Below are 20,889 nucleotides of genomic sequence, written 5' to 3' on the forward strand. Positions count from 1 at the left end.
CCTTCGTCAACATTGATGTGTGCCAATATTTGCAGGAAGATCGCCCAGTCAGGCCATCCAGACCGGGTGCGGGGCCGGCACCTGATCAGGTTGCGGGCCTGCCGGTCGAACCCGGCTCCGGTGCCGAGCGGCCCGCCTCCGCCCCTTCGCGGCTACCCTGCCGTCCGCGCCGTCGTGATCCGGGCGAGGGCGTCGGTCTCCAGGGCGGTCCACAGCGCACCATCGGGACCGAGTGTGATGCCGTGCGGCTCGGACCCGGGCGTGGGCAGGTCGTAGACCTCGATCACACCGTCGGGCGTGATCGATCCGGTCCGGTTGCCGGCCCATTCGGTGAACCAGGCCTTCCCGTCGCCGCCGGAGGTGATCGCGTGCGGCGGGCGGCACGGTCGGGAAGCCGTCGATCACGCCGTCGGGGGCGATCCGGCCGACCTGGCCGGCGGCGATCTCGACGAACCAGACGGCGTCGTCGGGGCCGACGGCGACCGCGTACGGGCCGGCGTCGCGGTCGGCCACCACGAACTCCTCGATCGACACGGCGGCGCGGGTCATCCACTGGACTCCTGACGTTGCTCGGCGGCGATGCGTTCGATGTCGGCCGGCGACCCGGCCATGATGGTGCGGGCGTGCTCGGTGACAAGGTCGACGGGCCAGTCCCACCACGCGGCGCGGCGCAGCCGGTCGATGTCAGCGTCGTCGAAGCGTTGCCGGATCGGCCGGGCCGGGTTGCCGCCGACGATCGTGTACGGCGGCACGTCGGCGGTGACCACGGCACCGGCCGCGACGATCGCCCCGTCCCCGATCCGTACGCCGGGCATGACGATGGCCTGGTAGCCGATCCAGACGTCGTTCCCGACCACGGTGTCGCCCCGGCTGGGCATGCCGGTGACGATGTCGAGGGTCCGGTCGGCCCACTCGCCGCCGAACATGGTGAACGGGAAGGTGGAGACACCGATCGTGGGGTGGTCGGCTCCGGCCATCAGGAACCGGGTGCCGGCGGCGATCGCACAGTATCTCCCGATGATCAACCGCTCCGGCCCGTAGCCGTAGAGCACATTGCGGCGCTCGAAGTCGGTCGCACCGTCCGGGTCGTCGTAGTAGGTGAACTCCCCCACGACGATCTTCGGTGAGGTGACCAGCGGCCTGAGGAACACGACACGCTCGTGCGCCGGGAGTGGGTGGACGGTCGTCGGGTCGGGCGTCACCTGGTACGCCTCCTTCGCGTCGGTCGGTGCGGTGCGGGCCACTCGGCCGGAGTCGGACGTACGTCGCGTACCCGGGCGGCCGGGGGCACAACCAGCGTCCGCTGATGCGTCCGGTGGATCAACGCCGTTTCCGGTCTGCGGGTCGAATCCCGCGGCGGCATCGGACCCGCGATCTGCTCCCGAGCGCGCTGGTGGAGGGAGGGTGGCTGCCATAGGATCGCGCCAATCCTGCGAATGCGGAGAGTCCGGGGACCGTCCCAAACCCGGTGATAGCACCCCATACTCCAGCCGGCCGACGAGCCGGCTTTTGGCGTTTCAGCCGATTCGATGCAACAAAGCTGCAAATAGCACCCATTGACGGTTTTGAGTGCGCCTTTCTATGTTGACGGGAAAGCGCATTCCACCACAGGGAGGCTCACAGTGCAGGAAGCGCGACACACACCCCACCGATCGGGCCGGCGGACCCGGATCGCCCTCGCGGCCGGCGCCAGCGCCACCGTCACGGCGCTGGTCCTGACCATCAGCGCGACCGCGAACGCGGCCACGCTGCTGTCGGACGATTTCAACGACGGCAACGCCAACGGCTGGAGCACCTCGGGCGGCAGCTGGTCGGTATCGTCCGGCGCCTACTCGCAGTCGAGCACCAGCGCCAGCGCCAAGGCGCTCGGCGGCTCCACCTCCTGGTCGACCGCCACGGTGACGGCCAACGTCCGGGCCAACACCTTCGGCAGCGCGACCGCACGCGGAATCGGCGTCGCGGCCCGGGTGCAGAGCGCGTCGAACTTCTACTCGCTCGTCCTCACCCCCAACTCCGTGCAGATCCGCAGGGGAGCGACCACCACGCTCGCGTCGGTGTCGTTCTCGGCGGCGACCGGCACCTGGTACACGCTGTCGCTCAGCGCGACCGGCGGTTCCCTGGTCGGCTCGGTCAACGGAACCCAGCTCGTGTCCGCATCGGACAGTTCATACGCCACCGGCCGGGCGGGGCTCGTCGCCAACTACGCCGCGGGCTCCTTCGACGACGTACTGGCGACCGACGCCGCCGGCCCGAGCCCGACCACCCCGCCGACCACCGCCCCACCGACGACCCCGCCGCCCACGACGCCGCCCCCCACCACCCCTCCACCCACCACCCCGCCGCCGTCGCCGAGCGGGATCATCGGCTGGGCCACGCAGGCCGGTGGCACCACCGGCGGGGCGGGCGGCCCCACCGTCACCGTGAGCACCTTCGCCGACTTCCGGACCCAGGCACAGACCGAGGGCACCCGCACCATCCTCGTCAACGGCATGCTCACCGGCTCGGGCACCGTCGAGATCACCGCCAACAAGACGATCCGGGGTGTCGGCGCCAGCTCCGGCATCTCCGGCACCACCCTCGCCATCGAGGACATGTCCCCGGCGAACGTGATCATCCAGAACATGAACATCCGCGGGGTACCCGGTCGCGACGCGATCGGAATCGAGAGCGCCACCCACGTCTGGATCGACCACAACACCCTGTCCAGCACCATCGAGAACCACCCCGACTTCTACGACGGAATGATCGACATCACCCGGGGCAGCGACTACATCACCGTCTCGTGGAACGTCATCCGCGACCACTGGAAGACCTCGCTGGTCGGACACTCCGACGGCAACGGCGGCCAGGACATCGGCCACCTGCGGGTCACGTACCACCACAACTGGTTCGACCGGACCTTCGAACGCAGTCCGCGGGTACGGTTCGGCGAGACCGTCCACGTCTTCAACAACTACTACTCGAACGTCAACAACAACGCCGACTCCTACGCCATCGCCTCACTCGAGAACGCCGGACTGCTCGTCGAGGCGAACGTCTTCGAAAACGTGCAGCAGGCATGCTGGTCGGCGAGCGGATACGCGGACTCCGACCCCGGCCGGTTGGTGGCGCGCGACAACTCGCTCACCAACTCCGGACCGTGTGAGACCAACGGCTCGGTGGCGGCTCTCCCATACGGCTACACCGCCGACAACGTCGAGACCGTCAAGGCATCCGTCACCACGGGCGCGGGAGCGGGCAGGCTCTGATCCGGTGGAGGCCGGTGACCGGCGTAGGTCGGTCACCGGCCGCCATGACGTCGCGGCCGTCCAGGCCGACACCCGCCCAGTTCACCGACCGACGATCCTCACCCAACCGCAAGGTGCAGTTCGGGTAGGTGGTCGGTGGCGGCGTCGAAGACGGTACGGGCGAGAGCCGGTGGCAGACCGGCCCGCGCCGCCAGGCTCTCCGTCGTCACCTGCTGCTGTTCGAGCAGCTCGACGGCTCTGCCGAGCAGTGACGGCTGCTCGCGGGGGCCGAGGTCGCCCGGCTCCGGATAGCCCCACTGGGCCAACAGACCCATCCCGCGCCGGTACGTGTGCTCCCGGTACACGCCCAGGTCGTGCCCCCGGTACACCAGCGCCTTCAGACTGATCCCCAGCGGCGCTTCAACTCGTGCAACCGGTCGAAATCGAGCCGGGCCGGCAACTCCTCCGCCAGCACCGGCCCGGGAACCAGGAACTCCGAGGCGAACGTGGTCGCCTCCCGCTCCAGGATCTGGCTGCCGGGCTCGGCGTCATGGTGCAGCAGCAGATGCCCCAGCTCGTGCGCGGCGTCCATTCTGGACCGGGCCTTGTCGTCCTTCGCCGGATTGAGGAAGACGAACGGCCGCTGGCCGTACCAGTGCGAAAAGGCGTCGACACGCTCGGACGCGTCCGGCAGTGCCAGCACGATCACCCCGTACGCCTCCAGCAGCCGCACCATGTGCGGCACCGGCGCGGCACCGAGGTCGAACGCCTCCCGCGCCGCCGCCGCAGCCGCCCGTACGTCCTCCACCCGGGTCGGCTCCGGGAGATCCAGATGCGGCAGCCGGAGCGGGGGCAGCCGCAGGTGGCGGCCGACGACCTCGACGACCCGCCAGGCGATCTCGCCGAACGCCTCCGCCTGGTCCCGCTCGGCCTGGCTCGTCGCCCGCAGGCTGCGAAAGTGCGCGTGCCCCGGGGTCGCCGGTGTCGGGATGCCGGCGGCGAAGAACTCGACCGGCATCCCCAGCGCCAGCGCCAGCCGGGCCAGCACCGCCGCCGACGGGCGGGCCTGCCCCAGTTCGTACTGGCTGACCGCCGCCGCGGTGACACCGATCTGGCGGGCGAGTTCGTTCTTGCGCATCCGCCGCCACCGGCGCGCCAGGCCCAGCGCGTGCGGCTCGAACGCCGCGACGGCCGCGGTGGCGGGTACCGTCGGTCGCGGTCCGTCCGTCACGCCAGCCGACCGGCGGTACGGCCGGCCACGCCGCCCGGCCGCACGGCCTCGATCGCCAGCTCGGGAATCGGCAGCTCGTCGTACCGCCGCCCGGGCACCGCGTCCTGCGCGACGACGAGCGGCAGCGGGGTGCCCACGGTCGGCGCCGCACCGAACCAGAGCGTCACCTCGAACCACGGCGACCCGCCGTCGCGGTTGTCTCTGGGCAGTCCGATGTACGCGGTCGCGTCCCCGGTCGTGATGTCCCCGGTGTGTGCGATCCGGATGTGCCGCTTCGGCGGGGCGACTCCGGCGAACACCTCCGGGAACTGGCCCTCGTCGTCGAACGCGAGCTGCCCGTCGCGGGTGTTCTCCACCGCGCCGCCGAGCCGGACTTCGCTGCCTTCCCAGCGGATCGACTCGATCCCGCCCTGCATCGAGTAGAGCCGGACGACGTATCCGGCGCAGAGGATCTCCAGCGAGTTGTCCTCCACCCGGCCCCGTACGCCGTCGACGCCGTCGAAGGTGGCCTTGCCGAGGTTGGTCAGGTTCCGCCACACGGTGGTGCCGAAGCTCATCGCGTCGTCGCCGAGTTCCGGCTCGTGCCGGTCGGCGGCCCGCCGGTACACCTGCCGGATCAACTCCCCCAGCGGCTTGAGCACGCCTCGGTCGTCCAGTACCGCCACCGCGTCATCCAGCAGACCCATGGCGAGAAATCTAGCCGATGCCGCAGTTGATGTTCCAAGAATCAAGTGCCGACACGCCACCGACCCGGGTACGGCTCAGCACGCGGCCGCGCCATCTCTCCGACTTCCCGGGTTCCCCCGGTGGGCTAGCATCGCCCGGTGCGGATCAGGTCGGGTGGCGGCAGCAAACTCGTGAAACTCGCCACCGTCCTGGTCGTCGCGCTGGCCGGCTGCGCCGAACCCGAGAAGCAGACCACGGTGCCGGTCGATCCGGAAGCCGTACTCATGGAGAACCTGGCCGGCCTGGACCGGGACGACCCGTACCGGGATCCGGATCCGGACGAGCGGGAGTCGGCGCGGCAGGCCATCCGGCTGCTGCTGGACGATCCCGGCAACCCGTCCCGCCCGGACGAGATCCTCGCCCGACTCGGCTTCACGGCCTACCACGACGTCGATCCGGCGACCGGACGGCCGTTCAGCCTGTTCGTCATGAACAGCACCGACGAGCCGGCCTGGGGAGCCCTGCTGGTCGACCGCTCGGCGGGAGTCCGGACGGTCATCGAGGTGCCACATCCGACGGCCGACATCAACACCGAGAAGCTGGGGATCGCGGTCTTCCGGCAGCTTCCCGGCAGTGTGCTGCTGGTCGCCGGGGCACACCGGACCGCGGCGGACGGCGCCGCGGATGTGGCCCACAACGAACGGTCGATGTTCCACCAGTTCTCGGTCGAGTTCGCCCGCAAGGGTCTGCTGCAGATCCAGCTGCACGGCTTCGCCGACCGGAGCCTGCCGGACGCCCAGGCAGTCGTGTCGAGCGGGCCGGCCACGGTGTCGAGAGCGGCCCGCGAGGTGGGGGACGGTCTGGCCGACGCCGGGCTGACGACCTGTCTCGCCTGGCTCACCCGATGCGGTCGGCTCGAGGGCACCCGCAACGAACAGGGCAGGGTGGCGGCGGAACAGGACGCGCCGTTCATCCACCTGGAACTCGGCTGGTCGGTACGGGGTGATCCGGCCAGCCTCGACCGGGTGGCCAAGGCCCTCGGCGATCGACTGGCCAGCCGCTGATCCGCCGCATCACACCCGACGGGCGGTACGCATCCGCAGCGCCCAGTAACCGGTGCCGTCCAGGATGGACTCGCCGGCCAGGTCACCCATGGTGGGGCCGTTGGCCTGACTCCGGCTCGAGATGAACCGGTGGTGGCCACGATCGTCCACGCCCAGGTAGATCCCCATGTGTTCGATGTTCGCACCCTGGACCGGCCCGGCGTTGAAGAAGAGCATGTCGCCCGGGAACAGGCGGTCCAGCTCACGTGGGCGCGTACCCCGGTTCTCCATCAGCTGCACGCCGGGTCCGAACGCGGCGATGGCGTAGGCACGCCGGGGCAGGCCCGGGCCCTTGGTGTTCGTACCGAGCAGCGGAAAGCCCATCCGGTAGCCGTACACCATACGGACGAATCCGGAGCAGTCCAGGCTCAGGATGTGCGCCGCGGCCGGCTTCTCCCTCTTGTCGGGGAAGGTCCACGAGACGCCGAGGTAGTCGTAGAAGTCGGAGTTCTCCGCCCGACCGTCCGGGTCGGTGTCGGACAGCGGCCCGAACGCGGCGTCACCGGCGATCTGCTGGCCGCTGGAATCCTTTTCCGGGCTGGCGCCGTACGTGTACTGGAACGCGGTCTCCAGCACGTCCCGGGGCTTCTCGGTGCGGGTCTTCTCCAGCCAGTCGACGAACCACTGCTCCTGCTCGGCACCCGCCCGCCAGACCTTGGGAGCAAGATGGACGTACACGTCGGTGTGGACCTTCGCCTTGGTGAAGCGGGGCTCCTCGAACGTGCGCGGTGGTCCGATGATGTGCCCGGTACGGGCGCCGTCGGTCATCGTCGCGACGAGCGTGCCGTCGCTGGTGTAGATCGCCGTACGGTCCGGTGTCTGCAGGCGCTGGTAGACGTACTGGCTTCCCGGGCCGCTGGTCGCCGGCGGGAGTTCGGCCACCCCGAGGCTGATCTCCGACAGCGACGGCCGCGCCATGTCGAGGGAGCCGTAGGCGATCGAGGTCAGCCCGACCACCAGCGCCAGACCACCGGCGTTCAGCGCCATCGTCGATCGCCGCGAGTAGGTGCGGAAGTTCATCTCGGCTCCACTCGATTCGGAGGGTCGATTCTCATGTCGCCGGAACGAGGCCCGCGACGATGCCGCTGAAGGCGACACCGTAGGTGATCGCGGTCACCATGAGGGTCGCCAGGATGGTCGCCTTCGGTGGTTGCCGGACCAGCTGGTAGGTGATCAGACCGGGCGCGACGAAGCCGAGGGTCTGGTGGGAGAACAGGAGCGGGAAGTCACGCTGGACGATAACGAAGAGCGTCAGCTGGAGAAACACTCCGAGCAGCACGATCGCGGCGAACAGCCGCTTGCCGTAGAGGATCACGTACCGCTGCATGACGCGGGTGAGCAGATAGGTGACCACCGTCATGACGACGATGACCACCGCCTGCAGCGGATCCTCGATCAGGGCGAGTGCGATCCACCCCGGTGTGATCATGCCGCCCGGCGACAGGTTGGTGGTCAGATAGCACAGCAGTGCGAAGACCAGTCCGATGCCGAGACAGGCAGTGGCGAGCTGAGCGCTCAGCTCTCCGCCGAACATCATCGCCGGCCACCTCTCTGATAAACGACGCCTTTGGGAACCCGCTGACTCGGGACGATCGCGGTCCGGACCATGGAGGAGTGCATCTGATCGTCCTCCGGCGACCAACTCGGCAGCGCCGCGAGTTCGTGGATGAGGACCTCACCCTGGCCGTGGATGTTGCCCACCGCCACGATGGAGGCGTCGCCGGGAGTGGCGGCCAACACGCCGGCGAGCAGGCGATTCGGCGGCAGCTTGCCGCCCAGGTCGACCACCCTGTCCTGGAGGCCGGCGGGGATGGTGCTGCGGGCGCTACGGGTCGGTTCACCGATCAGGATGATCCGCTGGGGATCGATCTCCTCGCAGATCGCGCCCATCTGGCCGTTGCGCTCGACCCGGTCCGGCCGGCAGTTGATGACGACGTTCAGCGGCCGTCCGATCAGCCGCTGCTGCTCCAGCTGCCGGATGTTCATCAGGGTCGACTCGGGGTCGTTCGCGGCGAACACGTTCGCGAACCGCAGCCGCTGCTGCTTGTGGAGGATGCGGACGACCGACAGGACACCCGGATCCGGCGGCGCCTCCCACATACCGGCCAGCGCCTTGTCCCGGGCGACACCCAGTTGCTCGGCGACCGCCAGCGCGATCGCGACGTTCTCCTTGAACGTGATCCAGCCGAAGCCGGCCATCTCCTGGTCACTGACCGTCTCCGGGTCGACCGCGATGAGTCGGCAGTCCCGCCGTTCGGCCTCCTTACGGAGGATGTCGAGGCGCTCCCGTTCTGCCGTGATGCAGATGCCGCCGACCGGCATGGAGCGGGACAACGAGCGGGCGACATCGTCGAGGGTCGGCCCCATCTCGGCCAGGTGGTCCTCACGTACGTTGCACAGCACACCGATGTCCGAGCGGATCAACTTGCTCTGGTTGATCTCCTGCAGCGCCGGCATCACCGCCATGCACTCGATGACCATCGCGTCCGGGTGGTAGATGGCCGCCCGTCGTACGATCCCGATCTGCTCGACCACGTTCGCGATACCGAACTTACGGTGGACCGGTTCCTCGCTGGCGTCGGGGAAGATGAACCGCGCGGCGGTGCCCGTGGTCTTGGCGACCACCTGGAGGCCGCCGCCACGCAACGCCCCGGCGCACAGGCGGGTGATCGAACTCTTCCCCCGGATGCCGTTGACCAGCACCCGGTGCGGAATCTTGGCCAGGTTCCGGTAGTGGTTGCGCTGTTCGACCACTCCGGCGATAAGGAGTGCCAGGCAGCACAGGGTGAAGACGCAATAGAGGTACCACACGGCTCAGACCTTTACGCCTCGTGCGTGGCGACTGTCGCGTCGCACCTTGGGCATGACAGTGGTCAGGTCGGCCTCGGAGCCACGGACCCGCAGGGCGCCGCCGAACCGGGCCGAACCGGTGTGCCGGATCTGTCGACTGATCTCCAGGCAGACGGCGATCGCTCCGATGTCGTCGTGCCGCTGCGGTGTGATCGGCTGGTCGAGAACGCCCCGGTTGATCCGGTCCGCCGCGGCCGCCACCCGGCGCAGCGGCTGGACGAAGATGTAGAACTGCCAGGCCAGGGTGAGCAGAACGATGCCGAGCACCGCGCCGGCCACCAGCAGGCTCCACCGCTTGGTGACCACGACCGGCAGGTGCAGCAGCGCGATGTCGTTCTCGACGACGATCACCCAATCCAGGTGCGCCGAACTCGCCTCGGTCAGGCCGGCGGCGGCAATGAGCAGTGGCTGACCTTCGGCGTCACGTGATCTGCCCACCGTGCCACCGGCCAGTGCCTCGACCACGACCTCGGCGGCGGCGACGTCGGTCACCGGCTGGAACGCCCGGAACCCGTTCGAGTCGAGCACCGTACGCAGGTCCTGGTCGACGACCCGGGCCCGGCCGGCGACCTGACGCATCAGGCCGACCAGGTAGTCGATGTCGAACTCGCCGACCACGGCCCGGCCGTCGGTGCGCGTGCGGTACGCGTAGACCACCGGCAGACGCTCGATCGACCTGTCGAGCTGGATGCCGCCGGTGCCGGGCAGCGGCGTCTGCTCGCGCAGTGACCGCCGCCCGGCCGATTCACTCACCCGACCGTCGGCTTCGACCAGAAAGAGTCCACGGAGCCGGTGCTCGTCGGCCAGCCCTCGGGCGAGTGCTTCGCCCATGTCGGCCGGTGCGGTGCTGTCGCTGCCCGATGTCACCAGCGACACGGTCCGCAGGCCGGTCTCCAGGGCATTGCCGAGCTGCTCGGCCACCGCTTCGGCCCGGTTCTCGACGTCGTAGAGCAGTTGGACGGGTACGTCGGGCTGGGCGTCGCTGCTCTGGCTGCTCAGCAGCACCACGGTCGGCCAGAGGAGGGTGACGACCGCGGCGGCGACCAGCCCCTGGAGCGCGGTCGGTCGCCATCGACGTGCCGTTTCCACGGCGGGCCGGGTCAGGGCGTCCACGACCCGGTTCGCCTCGGCGGTCCACAGCCGGCCGGTCGGTTTGACCTCGACGCCGCAGGCGTCGTCCTTGGCCAGCGGGAGGACCGTCTGGATCGGCCGGGACAGCGAGTGGTGCATCAACGTCGCACTCAACACCGCGACCAGGAGAAGCGTCACGGCGAGCACGAAGCCGCGCGTCGTCGACGTGCCGTCGCCGGTGGTCGCGACGACGACCGAGACGACCCTGATGCCGGTGTCCCCGACCGGCGCCGTGGCGGCCAGGAGTTGCCGATCGGACCATTCCTGTACGGCGAACACTCTGGCCCTCGACGGTCCGTCCGCCGGAAGCTCGCCGAAGACCTTCGTGAGCTGCTCGGACGGCACGGTGTCGACGCCCTGCATCAGGGTCGACACACCGTCCGGCATGATCATGAAGATGCCGTGTCGGCCCTCGACATTGAGGCGCAGGTTACGCATCGTAAGTGGCTGGAGCCCGACCAGGGCCCGTCCGTCGTCGAACGGCACGATACGGACGAGCACCGGACCGTCCGTCGTGGTGAGCGGTAAGAGGGTGATTGTGCTCAGTGATTCGGGCGGCAACTGGTCGATCGGAACCGGGACGCCCGACTCGGACACCTTACGGCGGGATGCGGCTTCCACGATGGCCGCTCCGGTCCAGGTCTGCCGGTCCCCGACCGCGGAGGACAGTATTTCGGTGTCGGCGGGTCGGGGTCCGGTCTGGAATCTGGTGACTCTGCGGTCGAATTCGTCGATGGCCCGATTCGAGGCCAGATTCATCGCCCGGCCGATGCGCGAGGAGAAGTCACGCTGGGAATCCTGGACCGCTTGCGGGACGCCGTGGTGATCGTTGATGGCGAATCCGAATACGGTCGCCGCCGCGACGATCGTCATGGCCCAGAGGTAGACCAACACAGGTGACCGGGAGCCGGCGGGGAACGCCGCCGCGGGCAACTGCTGATCCAATGCCCGTCTCCGCCAGGCGAGTACCTGCTGCGGCGACGGTCTCGATACCCCGCCCGTAGCGGACACGCAGACGCCTCCCTTGCCCGCAGGCAAGTTCAAAATTGACGGATAAAATGCCCATGACCAGCCATATGGGCCAGGCCGGGGCGCCAAACTATAACAACCACGGTGATCGACCACAGGGCAGGTCAACCACTAATGCCCGGATTGCCCGCAGATGATCTGGAATCAGATCACGCCAGCGCCCTGAAGATCACCCGATCAGTCGGCGGCGACTCCCCGTACGGTCAACGCGGATTGATCCTGGACCCTGGTTGACAGGTGGCCCCGGATGCGTTCGACAGCCGCTTCGTAGATCCGCCGCCGCCCCGGCGACAGCCCCGGCTCGGCCAGCGCCCGCTCAAGATCCACCAACCTGATATCCGGATTGAGATCGACGAACGTCGGGATGGCCTCGATTGCCGCGACCTTCCAACGACCGGTGCCACCGGCCGGACCGAAAGTGACCCGAATCATCGCCCCGTCCCGGTTGCCATTCGTCGGTTTGTCGTGCCGGGCAATCTGGTTACCCAAGCCATAGACGACCCACTTCTCACCGAACTGCTCGATCGGCTGCACCACATGGGCGTGATGACCGAACACCACGTCGACGTCACGCATGGCCGCAATCTGCCGGGCCCACTGTTGCTGGTCGACATCGGGCTCGTGCTGATACTCGGTGCCCCAGTGCAGACTCACCACCACAATGTCGGCACCCGCCGAACGACTGGCGGCCGCATCCGCCTCGACCTTCTCGACATCGATAAGATTCGCCACCCAATCCTTGTTCTCCGGCCGTCGAAGCCCGTTGAAGCTCTTGGTGTAGCTGAGGTGCGCGACGCGGACATCGCCAACCTCGTAGATCTTCGGCCGTTTCGCCTCGTCAGCCGTACGGTAGGTGCCGGTATGTCCGACGCCGACCTCGTCCAGGACGTCGAGCGTCCGGTTGATCCCCTCCACTCCGTGGTCGAGGCTGTGGTTCGACGCCGTCGAGCAACCGTCGAAGCCGACTTCCTTGATCCCCTTGACGATCTCCTGCGGCACGCTGAACAACGGGAACCCGATGTACGGGCCGCCGGGCGGCGCCAACGGCGTCTCCAGATGACACAGCGCGAGATCCGTCTGCTCGATGGCCGGCCCCACACCGGCCAGGATCGGCCCGAAGTCCATGGTTCCGCCACCGTCGCGGCGTGCCTGGTCCCACAACTCCGGGTGCAGCAGGATGTCACCCGCGGCCAGAATGGAGACCGTCTCACCCTCGACGGACACCGGCTTGCCGAGTGGCCGGGGAGGACTCGACAGCGGCGCCGGCCCGGCCCACCACGGATCCACCAGATACACGGCACCGCCCACGGTTACCACGACCAGGGTGAGGATCCCGAGAAGCGAGCGGAGCCGACGCCTCAACTTGGAGCCGGAGTCGGCAGGATCAGGGGTACGCACCGCGCTAGGCTAACAACCCGGGCAACCTCCGCCCGCCCACCTTTTCACCAGCCCAGGTAACGCAGAGTAGTCAGCTCTGCACACCTTCAGGATGCCACGGCAAGCAGACGTTCGACGATGTCAGCCAGTTCTCCCACCGGCCGCCGACCGTCGAGTTGCACGCTGGCGGTCCGGCGGAGCAACGGCTCCACCTCGCCCACGTAGCGCTCGATCTCCGCCCGATGCGCGGCCGTCTTCCCGTACGGATTGTTCACCCGCACCGCGACGCGGTGGAGAAGGACCTCAAGTGGTGCGCTCAGCAGGACGACGTGGTCGAACCGGTCGTAGAAGCGGCCCTGGTTCGCCACGGTTCCCGACACGACGACCTCGGCCCGCCCCGCGAGCAGGGCCGCCATCCGTGGCTCGTCCCAGTCGCCGTCCGGCAGTGTCCAGCCGTCGTGGTCGGTGTCGATGGCCTCGTACCCGCGGCGCGACAGCTCATCGAGCAGCGTGCTCTTGCCGACGCCCGACATGCCTGTCACCAGCACCCGCGCCACCCGGCGATTGTACGAAGCCACCCGTCGTCGGGGCGCTCCGCCGGCCACCGAGTCCACGCCGCCGGGTACGGCCCCGCCACTACGATCGTGCGATGTCACGACACACAGCCGGAGCCGAGGTCGCCCTGGCGCGGGTCATGGCCCACTGCGGCGGCGACCCGGCGGAGGCAATGGGATACCTCTCCAGCGCGATAGCCGGCGCACCACACCACCCCGACGCATACGCGGTGATCGCCGAGTTGCGACAGAGTGCGCCGGCGGCGACGACCGCGTTCGCCGAAGGTGCCCGATCGCCGGGCGGGCTGGCGGCGCAGGCATTCCTCATGTTCCTCGACGACGACATGGACGATGCGACGCTGACGGTCGGCACCATCACCGGCTTCGCGCCGACCGTCGCGTGGGCCGCCGCGCCATGGTTCGGCGACCCGCGGTTCCTCGCCTCGGTGAGCGCCGAAGCGTTGGCCGAGGCGGCGATGCGCACGATGGACTACGGCCATCCCCTCGACACCGATGACGTGCGGGAACGGTTCCGACCGTGGTTCCGCGCCATCGAGACCGTGTCCGCCCGCCACCCGCGGCCGGAGTCGCTCGCCCGCATGGCGATCCTGTTGCGTGCCTGCGGCCTCATACCCGCGTCGTTGGCGCTGTGCGACACGGCGGACGCCGTCGAACGCACCATGCTGACCGAGGTCGTACGAGGGGGCACGTGGCGCAGGGTAGGCGACCTGGAGCAGGCCGCGGCGGCGTTCGAACGCGCCACCGAACTGAGCCCGACGAACTGGTCGCTGTACCTCGACCTGGCCGACATCCGCGCCGACCAGGGAGACTTCGCCGCAGCCGTCGACCTCACCGACCGCGGCCTCGCACACGGGCCGGCGGAGATCACCCTGCGCGCCGCCCGGGCCGCATACCGCACCCGCCTGACCGGCTCGGCCGCCGACCTGGCCGACCTCGTCGAGATGGCACCGCGGCTACCGAACGCCGGGTACCGGAACCTGTTGATCGACCAGGCCTGCGACGGCCCGAACCTGCCCGCCGACCTCGTCGCGGCGGCGCACAACGTCCGCGAGAGCTGACGCACCACGGGACCGGGCGAGATACCCGACCGGTTTCACGAGAAGCGGTCGATCGTGACAGGGATCAGCCCCTGGGCCCGCATCGTTGTCGTCAGCTCCCGTAGCAGCGGTCCGACGGCCTCGTCACGGCTGTCGGCGAGGTCGACGGTCAGGTCGACGCACCACGCGTCCATCGCGCCGAGTCGGCGAAGGTCCCACGAGAAGGCGTCGCCTCCGATGCGGCGGCCGGCGGTGCCCAGGACCCGAACGTGTGGATCGGCCGGGTCGCCGGTTATCGTCATCCGCCAGACGGCCCGCAGGTTGGCCAGGGCGCCCGGGTTCAGCTCGTTCGCGAACAGGATCCGGTAGAGCCGCGTCTCGTGGAACCCTGTCGTGACCCGTGCGGCGCTCAGCCGAAGCGGAGCCGGCATGGACATCGTCGCGCCGACGCGGCAGTACGCGCTCAGCACGGCTTCGTCCGGCAGGTCCTCTCCCGCGAGGCCACGGTGGAAGACCTCTGCCGTCTGCCGGGCGACCGGCACCACCCGGCGGCGGAGCAGGGCGTCGGTACGAATGCGCCGGCTGGTGTCCGACGAGGCGCGCCAGCGGCGATCCTGCGAACTCCAGCCGACGCTGACGAGGCCGGCCGCCGAGTAGTCGTCGGCGAGAATGAACTCCTCGACGAGGATGCCCTCGGGCACGGCGGAGTTCCCGCTCGCCACCGGCGATGCGTAGACCAGGTAGTAGTCCAACCGTCCGGGCGAAGCGGGTGCGGCTGTCGCCGTTGGTGTGTCAGCAGTGCGGCGGGCAACTTCCCACTCGGCCGACTGGCTCGGGGCCGGGTGCCATGCGGGCAACCTCGTCATCAGTCCATAGTGGTCGATGACTGCCGATCGGGAGGGCACGACTCGCGGGGGACGGACAACGGAAACGCCGGTCAGCTCTGCTGATAGACGGCGGCCGACAGGCCGCAGGTCGGGTCGTGGAAGAGGTAGTGGCAGCCCTCGCCGAGTTCCCCCAGAGATCTCCACCGGTGACCATGCCCACGAAGGGCATGGTGCGGACGCACCGGGGGCAGGCCGGGTACCCGGCATCCTGTATCCATTCGGGCATGCCGCCGACCGTCGAGCCACCCGTGTTCCAGGCACTGGCCGCGAACGGGGTCGGCCGTGGCTCGCCGAGCCCGAGCACGCCGTCTTCGGGCAGGTCCCAGCCGTCGTCGTCACGACCGAGAAACTCGGGCCGGTAGTTTTCGGCGGCGAATCGTCCCGCCTCGGTGAACAGTGTCGTATAGCAGCCGCACCTGACGCAGGTGGCGACCGTGATCTGCCCGGTGTCCCCGCCGAGCAGGTCCGGCAGGACGGCCCGGTCGACCTCCAGCAGTCGCCACAGCCGCAGCCCACACCATCCGCAGGTGCCGTCCAGTGGCCCACCGGAAACCGGTCCCGCGCCAGGGGCACGGGCGGCGGCGACCGGAACCAGTTCGGTCGCGTACCGGCTCGCGAGCGCCCGACGCCGGCCCGACGGGTCCAGCTCCCAGCCACCCGCATGCCCGACCAGGCCCAGCGGAATCGGCAGCTCGGCCGCCCATTGCGGCGGCTCGGCAGTCCACTGCCGTACGGCGGCCACGGCCGTCTCGGTGCCTCCCGCGGCCAGCACATGGACGAGACCCACCGGGCCGGCGCCGTCATCGAGTCGGCGCACCAGCTCGGCGGCGGTCTCCTCGCTCATGCCGTGGTAGAGGTCGGCGGGCCACCACACCTGCGCCTCCGCCAGCCGCAGGTGGAACGGCGCGACCAGGTCGGGCCGGACCCGCGCCACCTCCAGCAACTCTGTCGGATCGTCCTCCACCGCGATGTCGACCAGCCGCCGCAGCTCGGCCTCCGAGATCTCCACGCCCGGGAACCTACACCCGAACCAGCCCGGGCCGGCCGCACCGGTGACATGTCGGCGGACCGGTTCAGGTCCGGACCGCCGGAGGGCTGCCGACGTCGACGGAACCGGCCGGCTCGCGGGCGGCGGGGTCCGCGCCGTCGTCGTGCGACTGGAAGCCGACCAGGGCGGCGACGGCGAGCATCAGTGCCGCACCGGCGACGAACGGCCCCGGCGCCCAGACGAACTCCCGCACGGTTCCGGCGACGAGCGGGCCGGCGACAGAACCGATTCCGGACAGCGTTGCCGCCGCCCCCATGGCCAGCCCGACCGATTCGGGGCCGGCGAGCCGGCTCATCTCGGCGACCGTGCACGGAAACAGCACCGAGGCGCCCAATGCCCAGGTCAGCGGCAGCACCGGCACCAGCCACACGGTCGGCACCACCGGCGCCAGCAGCATCGACGCGGCGATCAGCGACGCGCCGCCGACCATCAGCCGGGTCTCGCCGAACGCCGTGACCAGGCGGCCGAGCAGCAGGCCACGGACGACCACGGCGACGACTCCGCTGATGGCGATGACCACCCCGTACGTGGACGCGGTGACGGCCAGCCGGTCGGCGAGTTCGACCGGCAGGACGGCGGCGTACCCGGTGAAGCAGAGCCATCCGACGCAGATCGCGGCGGCGATCCCCCGCAGCCGCCGCGAGCGCAGCGCGGCGGCTGCCGCGGCCAGCCGGCGCGGCCGGCCGGCAGCGGCGGCCTTCGGCGCGGTGGCCGGGAGCAGGAAGACGGTGAGCAGCCAGGCGACCAGCGGTCCGGCCGCCGCGGTGAGCCCGACGGCGACGGTTCCGTACGACAGGACGAGGCCGCCCAGCGCCGGGCCGATGATGTTGCCGATGCCCTGTGCGGCGCTGACCCGCCCGATGACGCCGGCGCGGTCGGCGTCGGTGACCAGCCGCGCGGCGTGGGCCTGCGCGAGCAGCACGACGGCCGCGCCGAGGCCGGCGACGACCCGGCCGGCGAACAGCGTCGGATAGTTGGTGGAGAACGCGAAGATGACATGGCCGCCGGCGGCGACGAGCGGGGCGATCAGCAGCAGCAGCCGGGTGCCGTACCGGTCGGCGAGGGCGCCCCAGACCGGCGCGGCGACCAGGGTCGCGACACCGGCGGCGGCGAGCAGCACACCGAGTTCGAAGGCGCCGCCGTGCATGCCGATGACGATGAACGGCAGGGCCGGCAGGATCACGCCGAACGCGATCGCGTCGGCGCCGGTGGCGGTGACGAGGACACCGATTCCGGTCCGCTCGCGCCCGGTCGCGGTCATTCCCGACCTCCCGCGGTCATCGAACACTGTCACCAGGATCGTCGAAGTCGTGATGCCGCGCGACCCGATTGTCCCAATGCCGCAAGCTAGAGTGCCGGGGTGGGAGAGCTGAGCACACAACGGCTGCTGCTGCGGCACTGGCGCGAATCCGACCTGGACCCGTGGGCGGAAATGAACGCCGACCCGCAGGTGCGTGAGTTCTTTCCGAACCTGGAGACCCGCGAGAAGAGCACGGCCGCGGTGGCCCGCTTCCAGGCCGGTCTCGAAGAACGCGGCTGGGGCTGGTGGGCGGTCGAGGTCGCCGCGACCGGGGAGTTCATCGGGTTCACCGGACTGAACCCGATCAGTGCCAACATGCCGTTCACCGGCGTCGAGACCGGCTGGCGGCTACGCCGTACGGCGTGGGGACACGGGTACGCCACCGAAGCCGCCCGGGCCTGCCTCGCGTACGGGTTCGACGTCCTGGCCCTGCCGGAGATCGTGGCGTTCACCGCCGCCGGCAACGTGCGTTCGGAAGCCGTCATGCGGCGGATCGGGATGACCCGCGACCTGAACGGTGACTTCGACCACCCGAACATTCCCGACGGCCCGGTGCGCCGCCACATCCTCTACCGGATCGCGGCACCGGCCAGCTGACCGGAGCCTCGGACCTACGTCGCCGGCTCCGCCACCAGACACAGGTAGTCGTCGAGGCGGGCGGCGGCGGTCAGCATCGCGCGGCCCCTTGCGGCGAGCCGCTGCCGCCAGTCCGCGAGCGAACCGGCCAACGGCTCGGCGCCACCGGCACCACGTACGTGTTCCAGCACGGTGGCGATGTGGGCCAGCGGATAGCCGCCCCGCCGCAGCAGGTGTGCGAGTTCGGCGTCGCGTACGTCGTCGGCCCCGTACACCCGGTGCCGGGTGGCGCGGTCGCGCCGCGGGACGAGGATGCCGGCACGTTCCCACTTGCGTAGCGTCGCCGCCGTGACGCCGAGCCGGTGCGCGACGGCGCCGACCGGAAGCGACCGGTCCGGGCGGTCCGCGGTCGGCCTGTCGACGAGTACGCCGATCGCGGCCTCGACTGAGTCGAGCGTCTCCCGGTCCCCGGCCAGCTGGGCATGGCCGGCGTCGATCATCTGGAAGGCGGCGTCCAGGTCACCGCGGTGAACGGCCCGCATGACCGTCCCGGCGGCCGGATACCCGTACGCCGGTATCAGCGCCAGATAGGCGCCGAGCGCGCGGGCGTGCGTCGCCGAGTAGACGCGGTAGCCGGTCGGGGTACGGCGCGCGGCCGGAATCACCCCGTCCCGCTCGTAGTTGCGGACCGTCTGGGCCGAGATGCCGTACGCCCGCCCGAGATCGGCCGGCCGGTTATGCACTCCGTTTTGAGACTTCAGTAGATCTCCCGAAGGTACGTGGTCAGCAAAGTCTCAACAGCAAGTTCAAGGATACGGTCGAGGTCATGGCTATCGAACTGCGGTCCTTCCTCGATTCCCGTACCCGTCCGCCGCAACTGCTCGCCCTGGGCGAGCCGACCCACGGGGAGCCCGCCTTCCCACGCCTGCGCAACGAGGCGCTCAAGATCCTCGCCGAACGGGGGTTCCGGTCCGTCGCCGTCGAATCCGACCGGGTCGCGGGGCTCGCCGTCGACGCCTACGTCCAGGGCGGTGGCGGAAGCGTCGACGACGTACTCGCCGACGGCTTCAGCCACGGCTTCGGCGGGCACGCCGCCACCCGGGAACTGGTGGAGTGGATGCGCGCGTACAACGAGTCGGTGCCGGCGGCGCAGCGGCTGGCGTTCCACGGCTTCGACGCGCCGCTGGAAATGACCAGCGCCCCCGGCCCCGGCCCGTATCTGCGGCACCTGTGCGACTACCTCGTCAACCACCTCGGCCCGCGGGTGCTGCCGGCCGGCGCCGACGACCTGGAGCGGCTGCTGGGCGACGAGACACGGTGGAGCGACTTCGCCGCGCTGATGGACGCCACGAAGTCCGTCGGACGGTCCGAGGCGGCCGGCCGGCTGCGGGTCCTCGCCGACGACCTGCTCACCACCCTGTACGCCCACGCGCCACGGCTGGTCGCCGCCTCGACCCACGACGACTGGTGGTGCGCCCGGCTGCACGGCACGACCGCCCTCGGCCTGCTGCGCTACCACGCCGTCGCCGCCGACCGCGCGCCCGCCGCCGAACGCACCTCCCGGCTGCTCGCGGTACGGGACGCCCTGATGGCCGAAAACCTGCTCGACATCCGTGCCGCGGAGCAGCGGCGCGGCCCGACCCTGCTCTTCGCCAACAACCGGCACCTGCAGCGGCACCCCAGCCGGTGGCGGCTCGCCGACATGGACCTCGAGTGGTCCAGTGCCGGTGCGATCGTGTCGGCGCTGCTCGGCGACGGCTACGCCGTCGTCGTCGGCAGCCTGGGCGCCAGCGTCGCGCTGAAACTCGACGTGCCGGCCGACGACACGTACGAGGGCAGGCTCGGCGCCACCACCGGGCAGGGCCCGCTCTTCGACGCCGCCGCGCTGGCCCCCCTCGTCGACGGCGCGCGGGTCCGGGCCGACGTGACACCCGAACAGGGCTACTTCCCGCTCGACGCCGAAACCGTCGCGCACTGCGACGCGGTGTGGCACGTCGACCGGTTCCCGCCGGCCGCCGCCGCCCTCGCCGCGCAGATCCTGGGACTGCCCGACGTCGCCGAAACGCGGGCCGGGCCGGACATCGGCGCACCCGAACTCGGCTGGGACGACCGGTTCTTCTTCGCCGGACCGGACCGGCACCGGCCGTTCGCCACCATCGTCGCCCACGACCTTCCGGGCTTCGACGACCGGTCGCGGCTGGACCGCGCCGGCGTGTTCCGGTTCAACATCGAGGCGGGCCGCGACGAGTTCCGGCGCCTGTTCGGCTACGGGCCGGAGCAGTTCGCCGAACACCGGGACGGGATCGACTTCACCGCCACGGACGTGATCGTCCCGCACCCGGCCTACGGGGTACAGGGCTGGGTGAGCGTCAACAACCCCGGCCCCGGGACACGGGCGGAGGTGCAACGGCTGCTCTCGTACGCCCACCGGCGTGCGACGCAGCGCAAACGGCGCCCCTGATCGCGCCCACCCGAAGCGGCGGGCGCCCGGTCACAGCGGGGCGCCGCCGAACCCGATTTCGTTGCCGTCGGGGTCGCGGAAGGTCGTCTTCCGTACGCCGTTGTCGTAGGTTTCCCGCTTCGCCGGCTCCAGTCCCCGCCCCACTATCTCCGCCACGCGCGTGTCGAAGTCGTCGACGAAGAGGGTGTGCATGGCGTGGCCGGCGTGGTCGGGCCGCTGCTCGATGTACACGTACCGGTGTTCCGCGAGTTCCCAGACGGCTTCGATGTCGTTGGGGAGGAATGTCGGCGGGGAGCCGAGCAGGCGCTCGTACCAGGCCAGCGACGCCGCGTAGTCGCTGACCGGAATTCCCGCGAACAGGTCGACGGTCATGCCGGCATGCTAACCGCCG

Annotated in this window: 20 protein-coding genes and 1 pseudogene; 5 read left to right on the forward strand and 16 right to left on the reverse strand. The window is 70.1% G+C overall.

The features are described 5' to 3' along the window. Nucleotides 1-152: 152 nt before the first annotated feature. A pseudogene (locus tag Prubr_RS38160) lies at nucleotides 153-549 on the reverse strand (Vgb family protein). Beyond that, complete coding sequence (locus tag Prubr_RS09320) at nucleotides 546-1,202, reverse strand: CatB-related O-acetyltransferase (protein WP_212827776.1); 657 nt, start codon at nucleotides 1,200-1,202, stop codon at nucleotides 546-548. Before Prubr_RS09320 ends, Prubr_RS38160 begins: the two are co-directional and overlap by 4 nt. A 420-nt stretch (nucleotides 1,203-1,622) precedes the next feature. On the opposite strand from Prubr_RS09320, the gene Prubr_RS09325 reads away from it, so the two are divergent. After that, a complete protein-coding gene (locus Prubr_RS09325) occupies nucleotides 1,623-3,248 on the forward strand; it encodes a pectate lyase family protein (RefSeq protein ID WP_246568487.1) in 1,626 nt (541 codons plus the stop codon). A 98-nt stretch (nucleotides 3,249-3,346) separates the two neighbouring features. Here the strand turns inward: Prubr_RS09325 and Prubr_RS09330 are convergent, their stop codons facing one another. The 3 genes from Prubr_RS09330 to Prubr_RS09340 all read right to left on the reverse strand — a co-directional run bounded on the left by Prubr_RS09330 (nucleotide 3,347) and on the right by Prubr_RS09340 (nucleotide 5,144). After that, nucleotides 3,347-3,562 carry a hypothetical protein gene (locus Prubr_RS09330; protein WP_212823893.1) on the reverse strand — a complete coding sequence of 72 codons (216 nt, stop codon included), beginning with the start codon at nucleotides 3,560-3,562 and terminating at the stop codon, nucleotides 3,347-3,349. Nucleotides 3,563-3,624: 62 nt separating this feature from the next. Continuing rightward, nucleotides 3,625-4,458, reverse strand: coding sequence for an XRE family transcriptional regulator (locus Prubr_RS09335; protein ID WP_212823895.1), 834 nt, complete (start codon nucleotides 4,456-4,458; stop codon nucleotides 3,625-3,627). Further along, entirely contained in the window at nucleotides 4,455-5,144 is a 690-nt protein-coding gene (locus tag Prubr_RS09340; protein ID WP_212823897.1) for a hypothetical protein, read from the reverse strand. The genes Prubr_RS09335 and Prubr_RS09340 overlap by 4 nt, the downstream gene beginning before the upstream one ends. A 138-nt stretch (nucleotides 5,145-5,282) precedes the next feature. Between Prubr_RS09340 and Prubr_RS09345 the strand changes: the two genes are divergently transcribed. Continuing rightward, nucleotides 5,283-6,188 carry a hypothetical protein gene (locus tag Prubr_RS09345; protein ID WP_246568489.1) on the forward strand — a complete coding sequence of 302 codons (906 nt, stop codon included), beginning with the start codon at nucleotides 5,283-5,285 and terminating at the stop codon, nucleotides 6,186-6,188. A gap of 9 nt (nucleotides 6,189-6,197) precedes the next feature. Here the strand turns inward: Prubr_RS09345 and Prubr_RS09350 are convergent, their stop codons facing one another. The 6 genes from Prubr_RS09350 to Prubr_RS09375 all read right to left on the reverse strand — a co-directional run bounded on the left by Prubr_RS09350 (nucleotide 6,198) and on the right by Prubr_RS09375 (nucleotide 13,171). Then, the gene (locus Prubr_RS09350; protein ID WP_246568490.1) at nucleotides 6,198-7,247 is read right to left on the reverse strand and encodes an NlpC/P60 family protein; all 1,050 of its coding nucleotides are present in this window, start codon (nucleotides 7,245-7,247) and stop codon (nucleotides 6,198-6,200) included. A gap of 31 nt (nucleotides 7,248-7,278) precedes the next feature. Next, the gene (locus Prubr_RS09355; protein WP_212823910.1) at nucleotides 7,279-7,764 is read right to left on the reverse strand and encodes a poly-gamma-glutamate biosynthesis protein PgsC/CapC; all 486 of its coding nucleotides are present in this window, start codon (nucleotides 7,762-7,764) and stop codon (nucleotides 7,279-7,281) included. Beyond that, entirely contained in the window at nucleotides 7,761-9,038 is a 1,278-nt protein-coding gene (gene pgsB / locus Prubr_RS09360) for a poly-gamma-glutamate synthase PgsB (protein WP_212823912.1), read from the reverse strand. Before pgsB ends, Prubr_RS09355 begins: the two co-directional genes overlap by 4 nt. Before the next feature lie 3 nt (nucleotides 9,039-9,041). Next, a complete protein-coding gene (locus Prubr_RS09365; protein WP_246568492.1) occupies nucleotides 9,042-11,333 on the reverse strand; it encodes a HAMP domain-containing protein in 2,292 nt (763 codons plus the stop codon). An 81-nt stretch (nucleotides 11,334-11,414) separates the two neighbouring features. Further along, nucleotides 11,415-12,635 (reverse strand): CapA family protein, encoded by a 1,221-nt coding sequence (locus Prubr_RS09370; RefSeq protein ID WP_246568494.1) that lies wholly within the window; start codon nucleotides 12,633-12,635, stop codon nucleotides 11,415-11,417. A gap of 86 nt (nucleotides 12,636-12,721) precedes the next feature. Beyond that, nucleotides 12,722-13,171: an AAA family ATPase gene (locus Prubr_RS09375; RefSeq protein ID WP_246568496.1), complete on the reverse strand. Its 450-nt coding sequence runs from the start codon at nucleotides 13,169-13,171 to the stop codon at nucleotides 12,722-12,724. Between the two features lie 92 nt (nucleotides 13,172-13,263). Here Prubr_RS09375 and Prubr_RS09380 point away from each other — a divergent pair, with 92 nt between their 5' ends. Continuing rightward, on the forward strand, nucleotides 13,264-14,247 hold the full coding sequence (locus Prubr_RS09380; RefSeq protein WP_212823920.1) for a tetratricopeptide repeat protein: 984 nt from the start codon (nucleotides 13,264-13,266) through the stop codon (nucleotides 14,245-14,247). A 35-nt stretch (nucleotides 14,248-14,282) separates the two neighbouring features. On the opposite strand, the gene Prubr_RS09385 is transcribed toward Prubr_RS09380, so the two are convergent. The 3 genes from Prubr_RS09385 to Prubr_RS09395 form a co-directional block, all read right to left on the reverse strand. Continuing rightward, nucleotides 14,283-14,948 carry a hypothetical protein gene (locus Prubr_RS09385; protein ID WP_246568498.1) on the reverse strand — a complete coding sequence of 222 codons (666 nt, stop codon included), beginning with the start codon at nucleotides 14,946-14,948 and terminating at the stop codon, nucleotides 14,283-14,285. 70 nt (nucleotides 14,949-15,018) lie between these two features. Then, on the reverse strand, nucleotides 15,019-16,122 hold the full coding sequence (locus tag Prubr_RS09390) for a hypothetical protein (protein ID WP_212823926.1): 1,104 nt from the start codon (nucleotides 16,120-16,122) through the stop codon (nucleotides 15,019-15,021). 64 nt (nucleotides 16,123-16,186) lie between these two features. Next, on the reverse strand, nucleotides 16,187-17,422 hold the full coding sequence (locus Prubr_RS09395) for an MFS transporter (RefSeq protein WP_212823929.1): 1,236 nt from the start codon (nucleotides 17,420-17,422) through the stop codon (nucleotides 16,187-16,189). Nucleotides 17,423-17,521: 99 nt separating this feature from the next. Between Prubr_RS09395 and Prubr_RS09400 the strand changes: the two genes are divergently transcribed. Then, nucleotides 17,522-18,058 (forward strand): GNAT family N-acetyltransferase, encoded by a 537-nt coding sequence (locus Prubr_RS09400; protein ID WP_212823932.1) that lies wholly within the window; start codon nucleotides 17,522-17,524, stop codon nucleotides 18,056-18,058. Between the two features lie 14 nt (nucleotides 18,059-18,072). Here Prubr_RS09400 and Prubr_RS09405 read toward each other — a convergent pair whose 3' ends face one another. Further along, nucleotides 18,073-18,780 carry a TioE family transcriptional regulator gene (locus tag Prubr_RS09405; RefSeq protein WP_246568500.1) on the reverse strand — a complete coding sequence of 236 codons (708 nt, stop codon included), beginning with the start codon at nucleotides 18,778-18,780 and terminating at the stop codon, nucleotides 18,073-18,075. 83 nt (nucleotides 18,781-18,863) lie between these two features. On the opposite strand from Prubr_RS09405, the gene Prubr_RS09410 reads away from it, so the two are divergent. Then, entirely contained in the window at nucleotides 18,864-20,498 is a 1,635-nt protein-coding gene (locus tag Prubr_RS09410; protein WP_212823935.1) for a DUF6194 family protein, read from the forward strand. Between the two features lie 30 nt (nucleotides 20,499-20,528). Here the strand turns inward: Prubr_RS09410 and Prubr_RS09415 are convergent, their stop codons facing one another. Further along, complete coding sequence (locus tag Prubr_RS09415; protein ID WP_212823938.1) at nucleotides 20,529-20,870, reverse strand: VOC family protein; 342 nt, start codon at nucleotides 20,868-20,870, stop codon at nucleotides 20,529-20,531. Nucleotides 20,871-20,889 lie beyond the last annotated feature (19 nt).

The sequence above is a fragment of the Polymorphospora rubra genome (assembly GCF_018324255.1).
Lineage (GTDB): Bacteria > Actinomycetota > Actinomycetes > Mycobacteriales > Micromonosporaceae > Polymorphospora > Polymorphospora rubra.